Here is a 13,132-nt window from a genome sequence, read left to right as displayed (position 1 = left end):
CGCGGGCATCATCAGCAGGGCCACCAGCAACAGCGACATGACCACCGCCACCGGCACAGCCAGGGCCACGATGATCATGGGCGCCATCACTGCGCGGAAGCTGGATCCCACATAGGTGTCGAGCCAGCGCAGCGCGGCATCGATCAGCGACCAGCTCTCGAGCTGGTCACGCACGGCGGCCACCGCCGGCTCCCAGAAGAAATACCCCAGCACCAGGAACAGGCCGCCGGCGATCAGCAGCGGCAGCAGAGTCAGCGCCAGCACCCGCGGGCGCATCAGGTAGGCCGCAGCCCGCCAGAAGGAATCCAGAAGCAGCTTCATGTCATCCGGCGGGCCGCAGGCACCGCGTCAAGGAGGTCATTCGTCGTCGCCGCCCAGAACGGAACCGAGCAGGCCGCCGGCACCGAAGCCACCCAGCAGAGAGCCCTCTTCACGCGAACCTCCGTTCTGCGGGGCCGCGGCGAACACGCGGCTGGCCAGGCGAGAGAAGGGCAGGCTCTGCAGCCAGACCGTGCCCGGCCCGGTCAGCTTGGCGAGGAAGAGACCCTCACCACCGAACAGCGCCGTCTTGATCTTGCCCACGTACTGGATTTCAAAGTTGACATTCGGCGTGAAGGCGACCACGCAGCCGGTGTCCACCAACAGCGTCTGCCCGGGCTGCAGCTCGCGACGCACCACGGTGCCTCCGGCATGCACGAAGGCCAGACCATCACCCTCGAGCTTCTGCATGATGAAGCCTTCGCCGCCGAAGAAGCCCACCGACAGCTTCTGCTGGAAGTAGACCCCCAGGGACACGCCGCGCGCTGCGCACAGGAAGGCGTCCTTCTGACACACCAGCATGCCCCCCAGCTGGCGCAGGTCCATCGGCAGGATCTTGCCCGGGTACGGTGCCGCAAAGGCCACCCGCAGCTTGCCGCTGGCCTGGTTGGTGTAGACGGTGGTGAACAGCGACTCGCCGGTGATCAGACGCTTGCCCGCGCCCAGCAGCTTGCCGAACAGTCCGCCGGTGGACTTGGAGCCGTCGCCGAACACGGTGTCCATGCCGATGCCCGCGTCCATGAACATCATGCTGCCGGCTTCGCCCACGGCCGCTTCGCCGGGATCCAGTTCGACTTCCACGAACTGCATCTCCGAGCCTTTGATTTCATAGTCCACCACATCCATGGCCATCGTGATCCCCTTCGCAATGAGTCAGAAGCCGCAGATGGTACCGAAGGCGCATGACCTCGCGGCGCCCATGCAAACTCGGGATGAATCTTTCCTCGGCCCACGGCTGACTGCGTGCGCATGGACCGACCTCCCTCCCGTGGCACGAGCTTGCGGCGTCGCACCCGGGTGATCGCCGTTCTGACCGCCGTCGCCGCAGCGGGTTGGCTGCTGTCGGCACAGCAGCCCGCCAAGGTCGAGCGTCCCGCGGCCGGGATGGCCCCCGCCTCGCCATCGGTCCATTCCGCAAGACCGCTTCGGCTACCTCGTGTTCCAGACCGATGGCATCTTCTCGGGATTCAGCTACACCGACTTCTTCTCGGACATCGCCAACGAACCCGATCCGGACGTGCGCGCCCAGAAGCTCAACGCACTGTGGCGCACCGACCTGGCCAATTGGCTTCCGCTGCTGGATGCGACCCCGAACATCGACTATCACGTCCCCTTCTACCGCGATTTCAACGACAGTCACTGCCTGACCATCGTCGACTTCTCCGGCACCGGCATCCAGGAACAGGGCATTGCCGACATCGCCCCCTTCGTGGACAACCTGCTGGACCGCGGGCCAACGATGCGCAATGTCGAAGCAGACCAGGTCAGCGATCTGACCCAGTGGCTCAGCCCCATCCTGCGGCTGCTGAACCGTCTTCTGTGAAGCCCACAAAAGGAAAAGCCCCGGAGGAACACTCCAGGGCTTTCAAGTGAACCAGCCGACGCATCGGCTGGCTGTGTTGGGCCGGGGTCACTTGAAAACAACACTCATCTAGTTGTTTTCAAATGACTTATCCAATTCGCGTTTCCAATGTTGTGCTGAAAGTTGTGCGGTTGAAATCGCGCCAAGCTATGTGCCAACACAGCGCACATCCAGGCCAGGGGAAGAGCACCAAGGAAGTGGGCTCCTTTCGGAGCCCACCCTGTCACTACTTCCAACGGCGGGGGGACGTAACCCTTCCCGCTTAGCGAGTGACCAACTTGGAAGGGAGACTAAGCGATTCGCCAACAAAGCTCAACACTTTGGTGCAAGACCAGTTCGAGGACGCAGTCGGCGGCGAACTACTCGTTGCAGACCTTCGATCTGTGCCTAAGGAAGACGGCAGTGCAGCGTGATGCCACACTCCCCGACGGCGGACCTACTCAGGGTGACCGCCATCAAGCAAACATCCGGTTCGGTAGCCGGCGCCACAGTGAGCGTCGGCAATGCGGGGACAGCTGACCTCCTTGCCGCGGAGGTCTTGTCAGGCCATGCGCAACCGGCCCGGAGAAGAGCGATGGACTCGGATCGACCCTGACGCGACATTGGCTGTCCCAATCTCTACGCCCAGAAGCTGCCTGTCGGGCACCCCACGTCACTCGTCTAGGATCCCGCAGCGGGGGGGCGCAGGTCAGTCAACCCCTGCGTGCGCATTTCTGTGATCGTGACCGCCGGCCATCAGGAAAGACGTCATCACTCTTGGAGATGAGTCTTTCACCCCGGATGCGGAGACTTCGAATGCCTGATTCGTCGGATTGACTTACCGGGGCCGGGGAGAAGCCATGCGTCGCTATGCTCACTTACTAGTGATTGTTGTTGCTGTGTTGACCAGCGGTTGCGCGATCAATCTGAGCGCCGTCCGCGACTTTGCGGACGAGACCAAGAAGATCTCAGTGGCCTTCGACCCGATCCTCACGGGAGCCGTGGAGCAGTGCCAGCAGAAGTTCGTGCTCCGTCGGGTGTACACCAGCGACGTTGCGATCAAGGATTTCGACGCTGCCGACACGATCAAGCGCGCGGAAATGAACTGCCAGCCCATCGCTGAAGAGAATCTTACGGCCAAAGGCATCAGCTCGGCCCTGGCCGACTATGCAACCAAGCTGAGCGCCATTGCAGGTGATGGCGTCGCAAGCTCGATCGATGACGACTACGACGCGCTTACCAAGAAGATTGGCGAGTTCAAGGACATTCCCAAGGAGAAGCTCGGCGCAGTAACCGCCCTCTTCAAGTTCATCACCAGTGCTGCGGTCGCGCGCGTGCAGCGGCAAGCGATCGAAGAGGCGCTTAGTCACGAGGAAGCCGTCTCGGTGCTGGCCGATGCTCTTGTCACCTACACCGATCGCGTCTACGGCGCCTATGTGAGCGAGCGCCGATCGGACAACGAAGCCTTCGCCGAGGCACTCAAGGCGGATGCACGCGCCACCCCAGTTGCGACGAGGCTACAGCTGATGGAGCTGTATCGACTGGATCTGCAGTTACAGCAGCAGCACAAGGCGGTCGGGGCGATGCGAACGTCTGTGAACCAGATGAAGGCAACCATTAAGGACCTTCGCGCCAATCTCGACAAGCTCTCCGACAACGACCGCCTTAAGGAGGTTCAGAAGCTCGCCAAGGAGGTTCGCTCGCTCTACCAGCAGTTGGACAAGGCGTTTTAGGAGGAGTAAGTCATGCCGACTACCACCAACGCGGCCACCGAAGTCTTTGACTTTGCAGACAAGCTCGCACTGATCTCCAGCGAGGTACTGCACTATCGCATCCGGAATCGACCGAGGCTGACGCCGAAAGAAAGGACCGCCCTCGAAGACCTAGAGGAGAAGCTTGATGCCGCAACGGCGAAGGCCCGGGCCGAGGGCATCTCACAGATTGGCAAGCTGACCTCGGCTGCAAAGGCGAGCGTCGAAGAGGCAACCAAGAACGCGGAGAACGTGCTCAAGCGCATCAAGCGGATCGAACGGGCACTCGGCATCGCCACCGCCGTGCTGAACTTGGCTTTGGCGATCTCTGCTGGTCAACTCCAGGGAGTCGTGGCCGCCGTCAACGGGCTCGAGGACGTCGTCTCTGGCGATGCCGGCTAGCCGAACCGGGCTGCTGACGTATCCAACGCATCGGATGCCGACCGGACCTGCAAGGCCGTGAGGGCCACGACCAGCCAAGACTGGACCTCTTTCGGCAGCGAGATCGTGACAGAGGTGCCCATTCAGACCATCTCGGCGCAACCCCTGGGGCTCGTCTAGACGTGATCTGCTGCCTCGATCCTAGAGTTGGTTACCACGTAAGCGGCCAGCCAACACAAGCCGCCATCATTTATCACCGTTGAAACTTCGATAGCCTCTTTCGAAGGAACTTCCAACTCCGAATAGACACGAACAGACATGAGTTTGAGAACGTCATCGTGCCCTCAGCTCCCGCGCTATAATCGCATAAGCAGTTCCCTTCGCACAGAAGCGTTGTTCCCCAACCTGATGGAGGTATCGAAGATGTCGTCCCGTCACGAACAAGCCAACGTCTGCGGCTGAATAGACGTAGCAATGCAGTGAGCAGTTGCTGGCCCGCGCAGTTAACCTGCGCGGGCTTTTGCTTATTGGATGCTACGGTTTGGGCTCACACTGAGCGAAGACATCCCACAATACTGGGTACATCAGCGGAACATTCACCTCGTTGTTCAGCGGCTTGGCACAGTCCAGCTTGGCAGGGTCTGACAATTCAAGCCTACAACCAACACTTTCCATCCGGGCGATTCGGTCCTGGTACCTGGGATTGCCACCTTTGATGCTCGTACCCAGCGGTGTCTTGGCCGTAACATGGAGCGAAAGAATCGGTCGGCTTGATGCGACAGCCACCAGGGCGAAGAGGTCGTCTTTGGGTTCTGGCCTTTGCTCCCACGAATACCATACGGTGGCAGGCTTTCCGTTGACGGGAATTGGGTATAGGAAACGAGTGCTGTCAGCAAAGTCCGGCGCCCACTTGACGTCTACCGGAACCATGCTGCCGTCCAGCTTGTATTGAACGGAAAGTTTTGTGGTCTCGACCATTTCCTTCCGTGCCTGAATGACGTAATCACTTACGTCGCCCTCAAACGTCAAATTGTCCGTTACGACTTCGCGAAGGATTCGTTCGCCGTTCTGACACCCAGAGCCATTGAAATTGACAACGCGCTGGATGTGTACGCCGGCCAATTTGACCACACAGTCGGTATCTGGAACCCCCAGCAACTGACCGAGGCGACACGGCTGCCCGGTGACGACAACAAGGAACAGCAACACGATGAATACGACGAGCGCCCAGGTGACAGTTCTCGCAAGCACCAGTCCATTTGATTGAAGCAAATTAAGGGGTCGGCCTTCGTCGAGCCTTGCCAGGCTCATGAGCACATAGATAACGATGACACCGAGTGCCGCAAAGATCACCGCGATAACCGCCGCTCGGCCGCTGCCCATCACGTAGACGACCATTGCGGCCACAAGCCCCAAAATGACGACGCCCCACGCCGGCTTCATCCCGGGCAGTTCTTTGGTCGCTTCCTTCAGAGCCCTGAGAAGTGCTACCCAGTCCATGCCGCGCTCCTTACCAGACTTCTGCAGGATTGTGAGGTCTCTGCCGTGCTTGGGCGGTAGACCAGCGGAAGATTTTCCTCTTTCGGTTCTCCTAAGAATCAAGAAAGCTTGAGTTCCTGGGCCTACTGCTGGGTGGCGACTTCTTGACCTGCTCCCCCTCGCCCTTGAATTTCCAGCTCTGCGGCAGCCATACGACTGCTTCGGGTCGGATACGCGCGATCGTCTGTCGGGAGAGCCGCCACAGCGCCTTCCGATCAATGAGCCACCCCGCTCGTAGATCAACTGCGTTTGAAGGCTTCTTGCGTGAAGCTGCCGATCGGTTGACGCGGGACCGAAAGTCAGCTTCCAGGAGCCGCCGACGTACGCCGCCTGAACGCGACCGACAGCAACCAGTCTTGGCCTGTCGTTGGACCGACCGAGTGCAGCGGCCCCTTTCGGCCGGAAGCTGTCAATTGAGTTCCGGCCACTCAGGCAGCCCTGAGTGGCAGTGCACGAGCACCCCGCATCTGCATTTGAAGGAGACCACCGGGGCCGCCGGCAAACCCGGTAATCGGAGCTGATGGGCGATTTTTTTGGGCTGAGCATGGGCTTTTGACTTACCCCCATGTGGGCCTATATGAGCTTCATTGAAACGCTCCCGCAACTGCAGTGCCTCTCCCCGGAGGTTCGCGCGCTTTTGGCGACCCCGGAGATGCGGGATGCCATCCTGATCACAGACAAGGCCGCAGCAGCCCTGTATGGCCGTTCGGTCAGTTGGTGGTGGGCGCAAGTGCGCGCAAAGCGGGTGCCTCCTCCTGCATTCAATGGCATTCGGCAGACCCGCTGGCGCCTGGTGGAGGTGATGGCTAGACGGGATGAACGGGGGGCTCTGCCGGCTGCGGCAGCTGACTCCGAGAGTCGGAAGAAGACCTCTCAGCCACAAGCTCCGTTCACAGACAGCGGCACGCCTCCCGCCCCGTGCAACCGACCTCCTTCGGCCGAGAAGCCAAAGCGAAAAGCACGCCCCCATAGCGCCAACAAGGCACTAATAACAAGCGCGAAATGTCTCATCCCGTTGCCTCCCAGAAAAGATGAGGCCCCAACCCTTCGGAGCAGCACCGGTACAGCCGCTTCTTCCGATCTGAGTCGATGAAGATCGATTTCATCAGCATCAGCCAGCGCCACGACAGACCACTGCCGGACATCCATGGCGGGCAGGTCCAGGAACTCGACTCCCAGGGCAAAATCGTCCGCAGGGATTACAAATTCCGCATCCTGGAGGGCACATTCGGCTCCCGCGTGCAGATCAGGTGTGTCAACAGCACCGTGTTCTTCTCTGGCAACCCGAGTCGCTTCGGCAGGACTGACAACCTTCAAGGCCTCAGGTGGCAGGAAGCACTCACCGCAGTCAACGCCATCCTGGCAAGCCAAGGACTCCCGCCGTTCACCCCCACTGCCCCATCCAGAAAAGGCATCTCTGACGCCGAGTTCCAGGCCACGGTCCACCGGCTCGACATCTGCACAGACATCGTCACTGGGTCTTCCGAGGAGGCCACCCTGTTGATCCAGCATTTGGCGGCGCAGAAGATGTCGGGACTGAAGCAGCACCACATCCATCACCTTGAGACGGTCCGCTGGGGAGGCGGCAAAAATGGCGGCAAGCAGTTCCAGGCCTACATCAAGGGCAATGAGCTGGCACAAAATGGCACTGCCACCCCCGAATTGACGCTGGAGCATTGCCACCGACAGGGGCTGGTTCGCTTCGAGGGGCGCTTCGTGGCCAAGGGGCTCAGCCAGCATCAGGCGTCCACCTTGGACGCCTTGGTCCTCTGCGGCGGTCTGGATCGCCTGTACGTAAGCGGCCAGCCGTCCCGTCTTGACGCGTCCCCGTGGATCAAGGCCCGTTGACTTCGTCGGTGATCTCGTCGTGTTCGAAGAAGCGCCCCACCGCACGGTCGAGGCGCTTGAGCAGCGCGTTCAACGACTCGCCATCGCGGCGCACGAGCATCGCCATCGCGTTGTGGCCGTCGTCTGCGGTCGCCGTACATTCGATGGAGCCCATCGGGCCGATGCCCAAGCTGCCACCGTTGTCGATGAGTGCATCGAGGTTCTTCATGCTGCGACCTTTGGTGCGGCATCGCAGGGCCGCCATCGATGCGGCAGCAACTCGTCGAGCCGATGGTTCGGATGTGCGAGCAGCCGTTCGAGGACATCGCGCAGGTAGGCCCAGGGATCGTGCCCATGCATCTTGGCCGACTGCACCAAGCTCATCACCATCGCCGCGCGTTGACCGGCCAACTCGCTGCCCGCGAACAGCCACGCCTTGCGCCCCATCGCCCACGGGCGCATGAGGTTCTCGAGGTGGTTGTTGTCAATGCTCACGGCCCCGTCGTGCAGGAACCGGCCGAGCGCCTTCCAGCGCCGCAGGCTGTAGTCCAACGCCGCGGCCGTCGCTCCGCCGTCGGGCACGCGCCCGCGTTCGGCCTGCATCCAGGCGTGCAGCTCTTCCCACAAGGGCGCGGCGTACTGCTGACGATGCGTGAGCCGCTGCATGACGTCCATGGTCCGCACCTCGGCCTCGATCCGATACAGCTTGGCGATGCGCTGGATCGCCAACTCCGCCACGGCGCTCGCCTTGGCCTTGGCCAGCTCGTCAAATTTCCGGCGCGCGTGCGCCAGGCAGCCGGCCTCGACGCAGCCCTCGCGCTCGATGACTACGTTGTAGCCGCCGTAGTCATCGCAGGTGAGCGTGCCTCGCCACTCGGCGAGGAAGTCGGCCGGGTACTTCGAGCCTCGCCCTCGACAGAACTCGTAGATCACGCCGGCCGCGTCATCGTGCTCGCCTCTCGCATACGCCCAGACGTAGGCGCGAGTGGTCTTGCCTGCGCCCGGGTCCAGCATCTTCACCGGCGTTTCGTCGGCGTGCAGCACTCGTGCGCTCAGCACGAAGGCGCGATGCGCTTCGTACAGCGGCTGCAGCGCGCCCGCGGCCGCACCCGACCAGGCCGCCAGCGTCGAGCGCGGCGTGTGCACACCCGAGCGCGCGTTGATCGTCTCCTGCCGGTAGTACGGCAGATGGTCGACGTAGCGGGCCACCAGCGTGTGCGCGAGCAGGCCCTCGGCCGGCATGCCCTTGTCGATGATCTGTGGCTCGGCCGGCTCCTGGGTGAGCCTTCCTTCCCCGCGAGCACTGCAGCACTTGCACGCCCACTTGCCGTAGATGTGCCGATGCACGAAGAACTCAGCCGGCACGACGTCCAGGCGCTCGCTCACGTCCTCGCCGACGCGCCGCATCGGCTCGCCACAGTCGCAGGTCGTGGTCTCGGGTTCGTGATGGTGGTCGACCCGGCGCAGGTGCTCCGGCAGCTTGGCGCGACGCGGCCTGCGCTTGTCGTCCGCGGGCTTGGCGTCCTGGGCCGCCTCGGCTTTCAACGCCGCGATTTGCGCCTCGAGATCGGCCTCGTCCTCGGCGGCGGCCTCCTCGAAGAGGTGACGCTGCTCGGCGTTCATCGCCTCGGTGCGCGCGCCGAACTTCCAGGCCTTGAACTGCGCGAGTTGGAACGTCAGGCGCTCAAGCCTGGCGTCCTTGAACTTGATCTCGTGATCGCGGCGCGCAATCTCCTCGTCCTTCGCCTCGATCTGCGCGTCCTTGGCCTGCAAGGCCGCCTGTGTGGCGGCCAACTGCGCTATCAGCGATGCGGCCAACTCGGTGACGGCGCTCGGGCTCAGGCCCTCCAGGGCCTGCACGTTGAGCGTTTTCACGTCGAGCATGCAGACATTGTCGGCAGCCTCGCCACGCACGGCCACGGGGCATCCTCGAATTGCCCTCCCGGGCGCATGCAGAGGGCCGTGCGTTCACACGCGCGAGATGACCTGCATGTGCTCCAGGCGCTGCCAGGGCAGGCCGAGCACGAGCGCGTCGAACTGCGCGCGCGTCAACGCGGGCACCGGTCCGCCATCGCGCGGCCAGAGGAAGCGGCCCTGGTTCAGGCGCCTCGTTGCGCACCACACGCCGAAGCCGTCGTGCACGACCAGCTTCATGCGTGTGCCGCGCGCGTTGGCGAAGACATAGCCGTGGTGCGCCTTTGCGCTGCCGAAGACCTGCACGACGCGCGCGAGCAGACGCTCGGCGCCGGCGCGCATGTCGGTGGGTTCGGCGGCCAGCCACATGGCGTCGATGCGGATCACCGCAGCAGCTCGCGCATCCAGCTCGTCATCTCGGCCGCCGCCGAAGAGGGCCAGGCGACCGTCATCGTGAGCGCGCCGCGCCGGAGTTCGACATGGATCTCTTTGTCGACGACAGCTGACGCCGGGATGGCCAGCGGCACGAAGGCGGGTCCTACGACCTGCGCTACGCCTTGCTCGCGAGCCAGCTTACGCCAGCCGTGGACGATGTTGGCATTGATGCCGTGGGCCATCGCGACCTTCGCCACCGAGGCGCCAGGGACCTCGCACTCGGCGATGATCTGCGCCTTCAGCTCCGGGGTGTGGTTGCGGCGGATCCGCTTCTTGTCCGTAGTCATCGTGTCCAGGATGGGTTGATCGTGGACAGGATCGTTGGCCGATCAAGCGCCTGCTTCAAGATGGGATAGCTGGCCGCTTACGCTCGTGCCGTCCATCCGCAACTTCACCGCACGCCGGCGCCGCTCTTTGCGCCCGAAGCGGCGGGTATGAATGTGATGGCGCCGAATCCCCCCGATCCCTCCGCTGCATCGAAGCCGGTCGTCTGTACCGTCAGCACCTTGATGGCATCGTCGCATTGCCCGGTGGCAATGGCATGGCCACCATCGGCGGGGAGTTCGAAGGTATCTGCACAGACGACCCCGGTGACGTCGCTGAAATGCGCCACCCCCAGGCTGGCCGCTACGTGAGGCGCTGCGCGCTTGCCGTTGAGGGTGCCGGGGAAGAGGATGTGGCTATAGCCTGGTGACACGGCCAGCACCTGCGCTGCCACGCTCTCGGCCGAGCCAGGTGCCAGGCTGGGTGCGTCGGCGTACAACACTTGGCCGACGCCTTTGATGTCCGTCGCAGATTCCGCAACGCTTGACGCCCCGTGCCCTGCAACCAGAACGTCGACCAGACCGTCTGAAAAGACGCTGATTTCGATCGCGGCCCGGATCGTGTGAAGGGTTGCGCTCTTGAGCGAGATGTTGTCGTGCTCGGCAATGACGAGTGCGGCCATGTTCGAATTTTCACTGGGTCCGTTACTCATTCAGACGGACCACGCTTCGTTCCTGAGCTTGTCGAACTCCACAGCCCATTCGGCAACCTTGACGCCGGACTGGAGAAGTACGGAGCTTGTAGTGTGGTCGGCAAGATCAACTGCCGGGGCGCGATGCGGGCATCGCGTGCACCGGCAGCAGGAAAGCTGATCCGTCAGGCCAACGGGGCGTGTTGGCCGCCGTTCAGCGTACGCCCGTCGCCGCCAGCGCGTCGGGGGACAAGTCGCGGGGATTCGGCGGCGGTACAAACTGCACGCCATCGAAGTCGTTTGGCAGACCCTCGACCACGTAGGCCGAACGGGCGAAGTCGTACATGAGCGTCATCGAATAGGGCACGGCGCCGCCTTCGGCGGGTACGAACGTCGGGCGGAACGAGGTGCGATACAGTTTGCCGCCGCTGTCATAGTCGTCGCTGGAGATACTTTGGTAGCCGTCTTCGCCGATGTAGAAGACGCGCTTTGGCAGCAGATGGCGTTTGCCTTCCTGCACGGTGGCCTCGACCACATAAACGCGCTGCAGTTCCCATCGCATGCACTCGGGATTCACGAACGAGGGTTGAAGCAGCTTGGGCGAACCGCACGCCTCCTTATTGAACAGCAGCTTATGGTTGTTGTTCAGCAACAGCTTCTCTTGCTTGCCGACGATCTTCATTTGGTAGCGTTCAGGCGAGCCCAGAAATACGTCGGTCTGATCCACCGTGATCAGACCGCCGTTGTTGGGAGATGGTGTGTCGAAGGCCAGTTCGGGTGCCAGGCGCACGCGGCGCTGACCCGGGATGTACTGCCAGACCTGGGTCGGATTGGCCTCCGGGGTGACGTGTTGGTACATCAGGATGCCTTCACCCGCCGCGCGGGCTGGCCCCGTGGACATCACCCGAATCTGCGCCAGCAGGGTGGTTTCCTTCGTCCGTTGCGGATCAAAGAATGCGCTGTAGGCGATCGTCTCGGTCTCACCGGTCATCACCGGACTGTGCCCCTTCTCCACAACCCAGTTGCGGGAGCGCGCGTACCACGCATTAGGCGGCCGGACACGTGCCAGGAAGTTCCACATCACTTCCTTGCCTGTCTGCGGCAGCGGAAACATCACGCCACCCAGGCAGTTTTTGATATCAAGCCCATTGCCGTCATCGATGGTGGTGCACTGCTGCGCATTCTTGCGGGTGTTGTCCATGATCCACTGGTTGGCAGAGAAAGTTCGCCGGGTGGGATAGACATCGATGCGGTAGTCTGGAAAGCGCTTGAGGATCTCTTTCTGACCCTCCGTCAGCTTGCTCGCGTGTTGGGCCATGTTGGCGGCCGTGATGGAGTACAGAGGCTTGTCTGCGACGTAAGCCGCCGGGTCCTTGGTTCCTTGCGCACCCAAGATGCCGCCTGTCCATGCCGGGATCGATCCGTCTGCATTGGCACGCGCGTCTGCGCCGAACCACGTCACTTCGGCGGTTCCCAGCTTCGCCGCCTCGGCTTTGCTGACACCCGCCGTCGCGGACATGGGCACTATGGCGCTGGCTGCAGCGAGCGCGCAAAGCTGAAATGCGTTCATGACTGTCTTCCTCTCGAACTTCATGGTGGGCTCAGGATGTGGGGGCTTAGCTTCCAACGAGCCGGGTGTCCGGGCAAGTGTTCAGTTGCTCAGCTTGATTGACCCGAGCAAACAGGCCCTCGGGGGGCGGGGTACTGCCAGCGGACGAGTGGGCAATGGGCTGCGAAAGGCGGACGAGTTGGTCTGACTGGGTCAACTTTGCTGTGCAGGGCGGACATGGAGTTGGATCGAGGGAGCGGCACAATCAATTTGCACTCGTACCACTGTCATCTGTGGTGCTGCCCAGGCTGCCGTGCCGCTTGCCGAATGACTGCTTCCTCGTATGCCGACGCCTCGTACTTTTCGATCCTCAAATCTTTTCCGTGGCGGTGCCATTCTGTTGGCACTTTTTGTCGCCAGCGCGTCGCTGTGGTCCCAGCAGTCTGCTGCACGGTCTCCAGGGGATCCGCTGCAGCTGCCTGCCGTCCACGTTCGCTCCGCAGTGGCTGCCCCGATTCTTGGTTTGGCGGCCCGGGACGCACTCGTCGTGGCCGTGGGTCTGCGTGGCGTGATCGTTCGCTCCGATGATGGAGGGGCGAGCTTCACGCAGGTGCCGGGGCCAGTGGGTGTCGACCTGACCAATGTGGTGCTCGTAGGCCAGGGACGTGCGTTTGCCGTCGGTCATCGCGGCGTGGTATTGCGCAGCGACGACGACGGACGAACCTGGCGTGTTGTCCTCGATGGACGGCGGGTTCGAGCCCAACTCGGCATGGAAGAAAAAGGGGAGGCGGAGCGCTCGGAAAGCCAGACGCCCTTGGCCGTGGCCACATAGCCGGCCACATCGGCCAGGGCCTGCACCCAGTCCATCGGTGCGGCGGTGACAGTGCCCGCCAGCGGCATGG

Annotated in this window: 14 protein-coding genes; 4 read left to right on the top strand and 10 right to left on the bottom strand. The window is 62.6% G+C overall.

All coding sequences use genetic code 11. From position 1 onward, the window contains the following. Both I73_RS09520 and I73_RS09515 read right to left on the bottom strand, forming a co-directional pair. Nucleotides 1–321, bottom strand: a 321-nt coding sequence (locus I73_RS09520; RefSeq protein ID WP_022980396.1) for an EI24 domain-containing protein, incomplete at its 3' end; no start/stop codon positions are given. A gap of 36 nt (nt 322–357) precedes the next feature. Beyond that, on the bottom strand, nt 358–1,170 hold the full coding sequence (locus I73_RS09515; protein ID WP_022980395.1) for a TIGR00266 family protein: 813 nt from the start codon (nt 1,168–1,170) through the stop codon (nt 358–360). A 304-nt stretch (nt 1,171–1,474) separates the two neighbouring features. Here I73_RS09515 and I73_RS09510 point away from each other — a divergent pair, with 304 nt between their 5' ends. The 3 genes from I73_RS09510 to I73_RS09500 all read left to right on the top strand — a co-directional run bounded on the left by I73_RS09510 (nt 1,475) and on the right by I73_RS09500 (nt 4,032). Then, the gene (locus I73_RS09510; protein WP_022980394.1) at nt 1,475–1,861 is read left to right on the top strand and encodes a hypothetical protein; all 387 of its coding nucleotides are present in this window, start codon (nt 1,475–1,477) and stop codon (nt 1,859–1,861) included. 878 nt (nt 1,862–2,739) lie between these two features. Beyond that, nucleotides 2,740–3,612, top strand: a complete 873-nt coding sequence (locus I73_RS09505; RefSeq protein WP_148289758.1) for a hypothetical protein — start codon at nt 2,740–2,742, stop codon at nt 3,610–3,612. Between the two features lie 12 nt (nt 3,613–3,624). After that, on the top strand, nt 3,625–4,032 hold the full coding sequence (locus tag I73_RS09500) for a hypothetical protein (RefSeq protein WP_022980392.1): 408 nt from the start codon (nt 3,625–3,627) through the stop codon (nt 4,030–4,032). A 513-nt stretch (nt 4,033–4,545) separates the two neighbouring features. Here I73_RS09500 and I73_RS09490 read toward each other — a convergent pair. Further along, nucleotides 4,546–5,511, bottom strand: coding sequence for a hypothetical protein (locus I73_RS09490; RefSeq protein WP_022980390.1), 966 nt, complete (start codon nt 5,509–5,511; stop codon nt 4,546–4,548). Nucleotides 5,512–6,639: 1,128 nt separating this feature from the next. Here I73_RS09490 and I73_RS30870 point away from each other — a divergent pair. Next, complete coding sequence (locus tag I73_RS30870) at nt 6,640–7,398, top strand: phage/plasmid replication protein (RefSeq protein ID WP_022980389.1); 759 nt, start codon at nt 6,640–6,642, stop codon at nt 7,396–7,398. Here I73_RS30870 and I73_RS09480 read toward each other — a convergent pair. From I73_RS09480 to I73_RS33850, 7 genes are all read right to left on the bottom strand, one after another. Next, on the bottom strand, nt 7,385–7,606 hold the full coding sequence (locus I73_RS09480; protein ID WP_022980388.1) for a hypothetical protein: 222 nt from the start codon (nt 7,604–7,606) through the stop codon (nt 7,385–7,387). The genes I73_RS30870 and I73_RS09480 overlap by 14 nt on opposite strands. After that, the gene (locus tag I73_RS09475) at nt 7,603–9,261 is read right to left on the bottom strand and encodes an IS66 family transposase (protein WP_026096520.1); all 1,659 of its coding nucleotides are present in this window, start codon (nt 9,259–9,261) and stop codon (nt 7,603–7,605) included. Before I73_RS09475 ends, I73_RS09480 begins: the two co-directional genes overlap by 4 nt. Before the next feature lie 84 nt (nt 9,262–9,345). Then, on the bottom strand, nt 9,346–9,678 hold the full coding sequence (gene tnpB / locus I73_RS09470; protein WP_022980386.1) for an IS66 family insertion sequence element accessory protein TnpB: 333 nt from the start codon (nt 9,676–9,678) through the stop codon (nt 9,346–9,348). Next, nucleotides 9,675–10,013, bottom strand: coding sequence for a transposase (locus tag I73_RS09465; RefSeq protein WP_022979679.1), 339 nt, complete (start codon nt 10,011–10,013; stop codon nt 9,675–9,677). Before I73_RS09465 ends, tnpB begins: the two co-directional genes overlap by 4 nt. A 104-nt stretch (nt 10,014–10,117) precedes the next feature. Next, nucleotides 10,118–10,672, bottom strand: a complete 555-nt coding sequence (locus I73_RS27115) for an electron transfer flavoprotein subunit beta (protein ID WP_022980385.1) — start codon at nt 10,670–10,672, stop codon at nt 10,118–10,120. 223 nt (nt 10,673–10,895) lie between these two features. Continuing rightward, entirely contained in the window at nt 10,896–12,251 is a 1,356-nt protein-coding gene (locus tag I73_RS09455) for a DUF1329 domain-containing protein (protein WP_022980384.1), read from the bottom strand. A 660-nt stretch (nt 12,252–12,911) separates the two neighbouring features. Beyond that, a partial coding sequence (locus I73_RS33850; RefSeq protein WP_234409462.1) for a hypothetical protein occupies nt 12,912–13,132 on the bottom strand: 221 nt, incomplete at its 5' end.

Origin of the sequence: Ideonella sp. B508-1 (assembly GCF_000333615.1) — a bacterium.
Classification (GTDB): domain Bacteria; phylum Pseudomonadota; class Gammaproteobacteria; order Burkholderiales; family Burkholderiaceae_C; genus Ideonella.
The sequence above is the reverse complement of the archived record's forward strand: the minus strand, read 5'-3'. Positions and strand labels throughout refer to the sequence as shown.

Excerpts from the sequence above, each read along its gene's own strand:
- I73_RS09500 (WP_022980392.1), top strand. The coding sequence starts at position 3,625 with ATGCCGACTACCACCAACGCGGCCACCGAAGTCTTTGACTTTGCAGAC.
- I73_RS30870 (WP_022980389.1), top strand. The coding sequence starts at position 6,640 with ATGAAGATCGATTTCATCAGCATCAGCCAGCGCCACGACAGACCACTG.
- I73_RS27115 (WP_022980385.1), bottom strand. The coding sequence starts at position 10,672 with ATGGCCGCACTCGTCATTGCCGAGCACGACAACATCTCGCTCAAGAGC.
- I73_RS09515 (WP_022980395.1), bottom strand. The coding sequence starts at position 1,170 with ATGGCCATGGATGTGGTGGACTATGAAATCAAAGGCTCGGAGATGCAG.
- I73_RS09455 (WP_022980384.1), bottom strand. The coding sequence starts at position 12,251 with ATGAACGCATTTCAGCTTTGCGCGCTCGCTGCAGCCAGCGCCATAGTG.
- I73_RS09475 (WP_026096520.1), bottom strand. The coding sequence starts at position 9,261 with ATGCTCGACGTGAAAACGCTCAACGTGCAGGCCCTGGAGGGCCTGAGC.
- I73_RS09490 (WP_022980390.1), bottom strand. The coding sequence starts at position 5,511 with ATGGACTGGGTAGCACTTCTCAGGGCTCTGAAGGAAGCGACCAAAGAA.
- I73_RS09465 (WP_022979679.1), bottom strand. The coding sequence starts at position 10,013 with ATGACTACGGACAAGAAGCGGATCCGCCGCAACCACACCCCGGAGCTG.
- I73_RS09480 (WP_022980388.1), bottom strand. The coding sequence starts at position 7,606 with ATGAAGAACCTCGATGCACTCATCGACAACGGTGGCAGCTTGGGCATC.
- I73_RS09505 (WP_148289758.1), top strand. The coding sequence starts at position 2,740 with ATGCGTCGCTATGCTCACTTACTAGTGATTGTTGTTGCTGTGTTGACC.